The 10,196-nt window shown below is 63.3% G+C and carries 1 protein-coding gene (cut by a window edge); it reads left to right on the top strand.

Going from position 1 to position 10,196, the window contains the following annotated elements; genetic code table 11:
• Positions 1-14: 14 nt before the first annotated feature.
• Positions 15-10,196: the 5' portion of an SDR family NAD(P)-dependent oxidoreductase gene (locus AB7M22_RS14025; RefSeq protein ID WP_454186752.1), read on the top strand. 4,686 nt of this gene lie beyond the right edge of the window; 10,182 of the gene's 14,868 nt are visible here — the first part of the coding sequence; it begins with the start codon at positions 15-17; its stop codon lies off the right edge, out of view.

Genomic DNA, 10,196 nt, shown 5'->3' with positions numbered 1-10,196 from the left:
AGGGAAGTTGAAGCATGCAAACAGCCGCACATCAGACCACCGCCGCCGCCTCCGACGAAATCGATGCCCTGGCGCGCCACCTACTGGCGAGCCAGTTGCAGGCGCTTGGGCTGGCTGGCGCCGAGGACCTGCAACGCCTCGCTATGCAGCACGGCCATGTCACGCCGGATTATCTGCACCTGTGGCTGGCTGAAAGTCTCAACTACGTCGCCGGTATCGAAACCGACGCTGCCGATGCGCTGTGGCAGCAGTGGCACGAGCGCTTGCCGCTCTGGCGCCAGGACCCGGATCTGGCCGCCAGGGCGCAGTTGCTCGACGCCTGCCTCAAAGGGCTGCCGGCGCTGCTGCGCGGTGAGCAGACCGCGACTCGCGTGCTCTTTCCTGATGGCTCGATGACGCTGGTCGAAGGCGTTTACAAGAACAACCGGATTTCCGACTACTTCAATCAGGTGCTGATCGAGGCAGCGCTGGCCTATATCGAAAGCCGTCCAGCGGGCGCCGAACCGCTGCGCATTCTCGAAGTTGGTGCTGGCACGGGCGGCACCACGGCGGGCTTGCTGGCGGCGCTGGCACCCTGGCGGTCGCAGATCGGCGAATACTGCTACACCGATCTGTCGCGTGCGTTCCTGCAACACGGCGTCGATCAATTTGGCCGTGATAACCCGTTTCTGCAAACCCGACTGTTCGATGTGTCGCGCCCGTGCGCCGAGCAGGGCATTGACGCCGACCACTATCATCTGGTGGTGGCGACCAATGTGCTGCACGCCACCCCGGAAATCCGCCAGACATTGCGCAACGCCAAGGCCGTGCTGCGCAAAGGCGGATTGCTGATGCTCAATGAAATCAGCGAAGCGTCGCTGTTCACCCACCTGAGTTTCGGTCTGCTCGAAGGCTGGTGGCTGCACCGCGATGGCGCCCTGCGCATTCCCGGTTGCCCCGGACTTTCGCCGGCAGGCTGGCAGGCGGTGCTGGCGCAAGAGGGCTTCAGCCCGGTGTTGTTCCCGGCCCGGCAGGCACATGACCGGGGCCAGCAAATTATCCTGGCCGAGAGCGACGGCATCGTCCGTCAGCCGGTCGCCCGCAACGAACGGCCAGCAGCATCGCCCGTCGATAGCCGCGTGCCTCAAGACAGGTTCACACCGAAGCAGGAAGAGACCGCCCCGGACGGCTGGCGTCGTCGGGTCGCCGACTACCTTCGCAATCTGGTCAGCACCACGTTGAAGATCCCGGCCGAGAAGATGAGCCTGTCGCGGCCACTGGAAGACTATGGCCTGGACTCGATTCTGGTGGTCCGGTTGACCCATGCGTTCAGCGAGCATTTTGCCGCCATCGACAGCGCGTTGTTTTTTGAAGTGCCGACCCTGACGGCGCTGACCGAGCATTTTATCCAGCATCGCGGCGAAGAACTTGAAGCGCTGTTGGGGCAAGCCGAGGCTCAATTGCGCGAGACAACGGCAGACACCACCCGCCAGGAACAAGCCACCGTACCGGTCGAGAAGGACCAGGCCAGCCACATCGCCATCATCGGTCTCGACGGCCGTTATCCCGGTGCGCAGTCGATGAGCCACCTGTGGCGCAACCTCGCCGACGGCCATTGCGCCATCGACGAAATCCCCGCCGAGCGCTGGGACTGGCGGCGTTACTTTGCTGCGGAGAAGGGCAAGTCCGGGCATCTGTATACGCGTTGGGGCGGCTTTATCGAAGGCATCGATCAATTCGATCCGGCGTTTTTCCGCATCTCGCGCACCGAAGCCGAACGGATGGACCCGCAAGAACGGCTGTTCCTGCAAGTGGCCTATCACAGCATCGAAGACGCGGGCTACAACCCGGCGACCCTGCATCAACAGGGCGAGGTCGGGGTGTTTGTCGGGGTCATGAACGGCAGCTACAACCCCATCAGCAACTACTGGTCGATTGCCAACCGGGTGTCTTATCAGCTGGACCTGCAAGGCCCCAGTTTCGTGGTCGACAGTGCCTGCTCGTCATCGCTGACCGCGATCCACCTGGCGGTCGAGAGCCTGGGCAGTGGCAGCTGCGACGTGGCGATTGCCGGTGGCATCAACCTGATCATCAATCCACAGCACTACCTCAGTCTGTGCGAAATGATGATGCTGTCGCCCGGCGAACACTGCCGCGCCTTTGGCGATGATGCTGACGGCTTTGTCGATGCCGAAGGCGTCGGCGCGGTAGTGCTCAAGCCGCTGCACAAGGCGCTCGCCGACGGCGACCGGATCTACGGAGTGATTCGTGGTGGTGCGATAAACGCCGGGGGCAAGACCAATGGCTATACCGTACCGAGCGCCGGGGCCCAGCAGCGTGTGCTGGAAAAAGCCTTGGCACGGTCAGCCGTCGATGCCCGCCGCATCAGCTACATCGAGGCCCACGGTACCGGCACCGCGCTGGGCGATCCGATCGAGATCAGCGGCCTGAGCCGGGTCTTTGCCCATAGCGACGACGCCCGCTGCGCCATCGGCTCGATCAAAAGCAATATCGGCCACTGTGAAAGTGCAGCCGGTATCGCCGGGTTGAGCAAGGTCCTGCTGCAACTGCAACACCGCCAACTGGTGCCATCGCTGCATGCCGCGCAACCCAACCCGAGCATTGATTTCGAACAGACCCCGTTTCGCCTGCAACAGCAACTGGCGCCCTGGACCGCCAATGGTGCGACACGCATAGCCGCCATTTCCTCGTTTGGCGCAGGCGGTGCCAATGCTTCGCTGATTGTCGAGGAACACCTCGGCGTGACCGACACACGCCCGGCGATGCCCGGCCCCTGGCTGATCCTGTTATCGGCACGTGATCCGCAACGCTTGATGGAATCGGCGTCGCGCTTGCAGGCTTTTCTAAACAAAGAGCTGGACACTGAACAGCCGGAAATGGCCGACCTGGCGTGGACCCTGCAGACCGGGCGCGAAGCGATGGCCGAGCGGTTGGCGCTGCGGGTAGATTCCATTGCCGATGTGCAGCGTTGTCTGGCGTCGTGGCTGGCAGGCGAAGCGCTAGACAACGTGTTCCACGGCCATAGCGATCCTTATGACCCGACGATGGATGAACCGACTTCGCGGCCAATCGATCACTGGCTGCAACACCAACAGTTGACCGAACTGGCGACAGCGTGGGTGCAGGGCGAAGCCATCGACTGGCAGCAGTTCTATCTCGACAAAGCGTATCGACGCCCTGAGCGGATCAGCCTGCCGGGTTATCCCTTCGCCAGAAACAGCTACTGGATGCCGGGGCTGGCACATCCACCAGCTGACGCGGCCCTCGTCGAAACGCCCATTGAGCAGGACCCGACCGATTGCTGCTACCTGCCGCGCTGGCAGGCTCAAACTGCAGACGAGCAGGCCACAGTGCCAGGCGTCGGAGCGGTTGTGCTGGTGACCCTGGGCGAATCCACCTCTGCGACCGGGCTGCTATGGGCGGCATTGGCCGAGCATAATCAAGGCAGCCGGAATGTGCTGCGGATCGACGGCGGTATTGGCGCCACCACCGAATTGGCGACAGGCCATTGGCATTGCGGCGACGATGATCCGACAGGCTTCGCGCACATTCTGTCGGCCCTCGGCCCGGTGGCGCAGATCTTGGTGATCGGCGCGCAAACGGCCAACCACATGACGCCATTGGCGCTGGCCGACAGCCTGCAACACCACGAGTTACCGCTGCTGCGGCTGTTCAAGGCGTTGCAAACGGCAGAGGACGACGCCAGCTCGGCCGACTGTTTCCTGTTGTCCTTCGGCCGCTACGCCTTTGCTGGTGCGCCGCAACGGGGCAATCCGCTGGGGGCCGGCATGGCCGGGCTGGGTTACGCCATGGCCCAGAGCGAACACCGGGTGCACCTACGCACTCTGGACCTCAATCTCGACGAACTTGAAACGCCACACAGCCGGCAACGGCTGCTCGCACAGATCCTTGCCGAGCCTGCTTCGCCGCGCGGTGAGCTGATCAAACTCAGCCGTGGCGAGCGCTTTATCCAGCAGTTGATCCCGCTGGCGCTGCCGCCGACCCACACCAGCACGTCGGCGCTGCAACAGAACGGGGTGTACCTGATCCTCGGCGGCAGCGGCGTGATCGGTCAGGTGATCAGCCGTCAGTTGATCGAGCACTATCAGGCCCGGGTGATCTGGCTCGGGCGCAAACCTGCCGACAGCGAGCAGGTACAGCACAGCCTGAAGGCCGAGCAGTTCCGGGGCAGGGTCGATTATCTTCAGGTCGATGCGACAGATCTGGTGCAATTGCAACAGGCCGTGGCACTGGTCAATCAGCGTTACGGGCGAATCAATGGCGCCGTGTTCTCTGCAATGGTCTTCGACTTCGAGAACAGCATCCAGCACACCACCGAGGCGCAGTTCCAGCAGATTCTCGACATCAAGAGCCGTGGCAGCCTGCATTTTTATCAGGCGCTGGCCGGGCAACCGCTGGATTTCCTCTGCTATTTCTCCTCCGGGCAGGGCTTTGCCTTTTCCGGCGCGGCCAAGCTGTCGGCCTATGCCTGCGGCATCACCTTCGCCGACGCCTTTGCCGAGGCCATCGGGCCGACGGCGGGTTTCCCGGTCGGCGTAATCAACTGGGGCTTCTGGCGCGCTTCGCTGCAAGCGCAGAAGGTCAGCCAGCATCTGGACGCGCTTGATGACGATGAGGGCTTTGCCTGTTTCAGCCGCTTTGTCGCGCAGCTGTCCAGCGGTTCGCTGCGTCGCCTGCTGTGCCTCAAGGCCTCGCCGGCGGTGCGTCAGTTGATGGCCGTGCCCGAGGGCCAGCAGTTGCGGCTCGATCCAATGGTGCTGGTGCCAGAAACGGCGCCGGGCGTCGAACTGGAGCCCGCCGAGCGCGAGCGGTTGCAGCAGATCTTTGATCCGCAAACGCTCGATCAATCGATTGCCGTGCTGCTGTTGATCCAGTTGCAGACCCTGGGCATCTTCACCGCGCCCGGCGCCCACAGCGCTGAAGTCTGGCGCCAGCAGGCCGGGATCAGCGAGCGCTATCGGCGCTGGTGGCAGGAATGCCTGGCGATTCTGGTTGAACACGGCTACTTGCAGCAGCACGGTGAGGTCTTTGCCGTGGCAACGCCTGTTGCCCGGACGCGACACGCCGCGATTCTGGCCGCCTGGAAAACCCAGCGCGATCACTATTTTCAGGACCGCGAACGCCAGGTTCAAGTGACGCTGATCGACGATTGCCTGCAGCAGTTGCCGCAGATTCTCACAGGCCGGATTCAGGCGACGGACCTGCTGTTTCCCGACGGTTCGATGGACAAGGTCGAGGGCATCTACCAGCACAATACCCTGTCGGATTTCTTCAACGAGCAACTGGCGTCGCAGGTGACCGCGCATGTGCGGCGGCGAGTTCTGGCCGAGCCGGGGCGCCCGGTGCGCATCCTGGAAATCGGCGCCGGCACCGGCGGCACCACCGCCGCGCTGCTGGCTGCGCTGGAACCGCTGGCGGGGCAGATCGGCGAATACTGCTACAGCGATCTGTCCCGGGCATTTCTGCAGCACGGGGAAGCCCGCTTCGCCGCAGGCCGACCTTACTTCACCACGCAAATTCTCGACATCAGCCAGCCCGCGGAGAGCCTTCAGCCGTATGACATTGTCGTCGCCACCAACGTGCTGCACGCCACCGCCAACATGCGCCGCACCCTGGTCCATGTGCGGTCGCTGTTGCGCAGCGGAGGCCTGCTGGCGCTGAACGAACTGAACCGCAAAACCTCCGCCGCGACCGTCACCTTCGGCCTGCTCGATGGCTGGTGGTTGTATGAGGACCCGGCGCTGCGAATCCCCGGCTCGCCGTTGATCGCCGAGCAGACTTGGCTTGAGCTGTTGTGGAGCAGCGGCTTTGAACAGGTCGATCTGCACATCCCGGCGCAAATCGCCCTGGGTCAACAGATCATCACCGCCCATGGCGATGCACTGACCCTGCAAGTCTTTGAGCCGCAACGGCCCGCCAGGTCCGCACAAAACAAGGAGTTTACGTTGAACCAGCATCCTGCCAGCGGGCCTGGAGCGTCCGTGGACGTTGCAGACAGACTGCAACAAGTGATCATCGAGGCCCTTGCCAAAACCCTCAAGGCCGACGGCCAGAGCATCGCGCTGCGCACGCCGTTTTCCGATTACGGCGTGGACTCGATTCTCGGGGTGGGTTTCGTCAAACAACTGGGCAACCAGTTGGGGATCAAGCTCAACAGCGCGATCCTGTTCGAACAGGCCACGGTGAGCAAATTGCACAGTTACCTGCAAAAATCTTATGGCCCGCAGATCGAGCGGGCGCTGGCCGAGCCATTGGCGGCAACCGCCGCGCACGGGCCGCAGACAGCTGCGGCACTGATCAACCCGGTCATGGCGGCTGCGCTGGCGGGTGAAGAAGAATCCCCGAGCACACGTCCGCAGACCCGCAACACCGGGCGAATTGCCGTGATCGGCATGGCCGGGCAGTTCCCCGGCGCCGATAACGTTGATGAGCTGTGGGACAACCTGCTGGCCGGTCGCAACGGCGTGCAGGCGCTGGGACCGGACTATCTGCAATCCCGTGCCTACAGCGCCGACAAGCAACCCGGCAAAAGCTATTGCAATCGCGCCGGCATCCTCAAGGACCGCGACTGCTTCGATCCGCTGTTTTTCAACCTCACCCCCCACGAAGCGGAGTCGATGACCCCGCATCAGCGGCTGGTGCTGCAAGAAAGCTGGAAGGCTCTGGAAGATGCCGGGTGTAACCCGATGACCCTCGCCGGCGAGGCGGTCAGCATCTATGTCGGCGCCGAGCCGGGGGGCTATCACCACGACTCCTTTACCGGCAGCTCCGAGGCCATCGTCGCCTCTCGCCTGTCGTACTTCCTCGACCTCAAAGGCCCGGCGATGGTGGTCAACACCGGTTGCTCGTCTTCCGCGGTGGCGATCCACCAGGCCTGTGAAAGCCTGCGCCACGGTGAAAGCCGCATGGCACTGGCGGGCGGGGTGTATGCGCTGCTGGATCAACGCGGGCTGATCAGCCTGTCAGCCATCGACATGCTCAGCCCCAGCGGCCAATGCCATGCGTTCGATGCGGCAGCCGACGGCACGGTGATTTCCGAAGGCGTGGGCATGGTCGTGCTCAAACGCCTGGAAGACGCCGAGGCCGCTGGCGACCCGATCTACGCCGTGATCGAGGCCTCGGGGGTGAATCAGGACGGCGCCAGCAACGGCATTACCGCGCCCAACGGCGACGCTCAGGAGCAATTGCTGCGCGACACCTGGCACAAGTTCGGTGTCGATCCTGCGCAGATCAGCTACGTCGAAGCGCATGGCACCGGCACCCGGCTGGGTGATCCGGTCGAGGCCAACGCATTGATCCGTGCGTTCCGCGCGTTCACCGACGCCCAGGGCTATTGCGTGCTGGGCAGCGCCAAGGCCAACCTCGGTCACGCGGCGGCGGGGGCCGGGGTCATCGGTCTGATCAAAGTCCTGCTGTCGATCCGCCAATGCACTTTGCCGGTCATGCCGGGCTTTGTGCAGATCAACCCGTTGATCGAACTTGAACACTCGCCGTTCTACATCAACCATCAGGCGCAAGCCTGGCAGGCCAGTGGCGGCGAACGTCTGATCGCGGCACTCAACTCCTTTGGCCATAGCGGCACCAATGCGCATCTGGTGATCGGCGAATACCCAACGGCCCACAGCACAGACCAAGACGCAACGCCGCCGGCAGTGAGCCGGGTTATTCCGTTGTCCGGCAAAACCGCCGCCAGCCTGCGCGACAACGCCCGGGCACTGGCGCACTGGCTGGACAAGACCGAAGCACCACTGAGCCACATTGCCTTTACCTTGCAGACCGCCCGGGAGCCGATGCGGGTGAGGGCGGCGCTGATGGTCAATGATCTCGCGCAACTGCGCATTCAACTGGTCCTGCTGGCCAATGGCGACGCACTGCCTGTGGCGGCGGACGACAACGGCCGGCTGGCCAGTGAGTGGGTCGCCGGCAGCGACATCGACTGGGCGGCGCTTTGGCCGACCGGCTCGGCCAAGCGCATTCACCTGCCGCCTTACCAGTTTGCCAAAGAGCGCTACTGGGTCGATCAGACGCCGCAGCCCATCGTCGAACAGGACACGCCCGAAGACGCAGTGGATGAACCCGCCAACGGCCTGTTTCTGGCATGTCCCGTGTGGCAGGAGCCGCTGGGGGCAAGCGCTGATGCAGACGATGACATCGGCCAGCGCCTGCTGTTGTGGGTTGGTTTCAGCAGTGCGCAAGTGGCACAGTTGCAAACCCTGACCAACGCTGCTGGCGTAGGCGTACGCGGTGAAATTCTGCCCTGCACCAGGACCGCACCGGCAGCACGTTATCAGGAACTGGCGATTGCGCTGTTGCTGCGGTTGCAGACGCTCAAGGGCCGGGTTCACGTTGAACTGATGATCGCCGAACAGGCACCGGAGCACTTGCTGTACGCCGGTCTCGACGGCTTGCTGAAAACCGCGTGCCTGGAACAACCGGCACTGAGTGCCCGCTGCCTGATGATCGAGGTCGAGTCCGACCAGCCATTGTCGGCGACTCAGCTCGCACAGCTGACCACCACACTCGGCGAAAACCGCCGGCGCGCCAGCTCGGTGTTGCAACGCAGCGGCCAACAAGGCGAGTGCCAGGAACTGCAATGGCAGGAACTGGCGGACGATGTCGCCGCCCGCCGTGAGCACGACCGCATCATCTGGAAAGATCACGGCGTCTACCTGATTACCGGTGGCGCCGGTGGCCTGGGGCTGATCTTTGCCGACGCGATTGCCGAGCAATGCAGCGACGCCACCTTGATCCTGATTGGCCGCTCGGCCCTCGATGCGCGTCAGCAGGCGCGGTTGCAGGCCATTCGTGATGCCGGCGCGGTGGTCATTTATCAGCAGGTCGACCTGACCGACGCCGAAGCGCTGGCGCAGTTGATCGACGACATCTGCACCAACCACGGCGGCCTCAACGGTGTGCTGCATGGCGCCGGGATCAACCGCGATCGGTTGCTCGCGCATAAAACCGCGCAAGACATTATCGAGGTGTTTGCCGCCAAAGTGATCGGCACCGAACTGCTGGACCGTGCGTGCCGTCGGCTGTACCTGGATTTTTTTGTGCTGTTTTCATCCTGTTCGGCGGTGTTGGGTAGCATCGGTCAGTCGGATTACGCCGCCGCCAACGGCTTCGTCGATCACTTTGCCGGGCTACGCAACAAGCGCGTCGAACAGGGCTTGCGCTTCGGCCACACGCTGTCAATCAATTATCCGCTGTGGCGCGATGGCGGCATGCAGGTCAGCGCCGCCGACCGTGCGCACATCCGCCACAAGACCGGTATGGCGCCGATGCAGTCGGTGCATGGCATCCAGGCGTTGCAACTGGGGTTGAACGCCGGCCTGGAACGGCTGCTGGTGATCGAGGGCGATCTGGCGCAGATTCGTGCGCACTTTGGCGCCACCGAAGAAACCGACACTGAGCCAGCACTGATGTCGGCCCCGGTCGCGGTCGAGCGCACGCGGCTCACTGCCGCGATTCTCGAACGACTCAAGGCGGTGTTCTGTGCCGTTACCAAACTGCCGCCCGACCGGGTCGAAAGCGCTGCGCCGCTTGAGCAGTACGGTATCGACTCGATCATGATCACCCGGCTCAACAAGGCGCTGGAGGACGTGTTTTCGGCGATGACCCAGCTGCGTCCGGCAGAACGCCTGTTGTCGAAAACGCTGTTTTTCGAATACCACAGCCTGGACGCGCTGACCGGTTATCTGGTGGCCGAACATCACCGCGCCTGCCTGTTGTGGAGCGGTCTGGCCGACGTTCCCGTGCCAATTGCGCCGATTGTCACTCAGACCACCCAGGCACCTGCGCCGATGTCAGCCGCCGAACCCATCGCGATCATCGGCATCAGTGGTCGTTATCCGCAGGCCGCCAATCTTGACGAATACTGGCGCAACCTCAAGGAAGGTCGCGACAGCATCACCGAGATTCCGTCGCAACGCTGGTCACTTGAGGGCTTTTACGTCGACTCGGTGTCCGAGGCGCTGAAGCAGGCTCGCAGTTACAGCAAGTGGGGTGGCTTCATCGACGGCTTTGCCGATTTCGATCCGCTGTTCTTCAATATCTCGCCGCGTGAGGCGGTCAACATGGACCCGCAGGAACGGCTGTTCCTGCAATCGTGCTGGCAGTCGCTGGAAGACGCGGGGATCACCAAGGCCGATCTGGCCGAGCAGTATCAGGGCAAC

Source organism: Pseudomonas sp. ADAK2 TE3594, from assembly GCF_053628675.1.
This window is presented reverse-complemented; position numbering and strand designations above follow the sequence as displayed.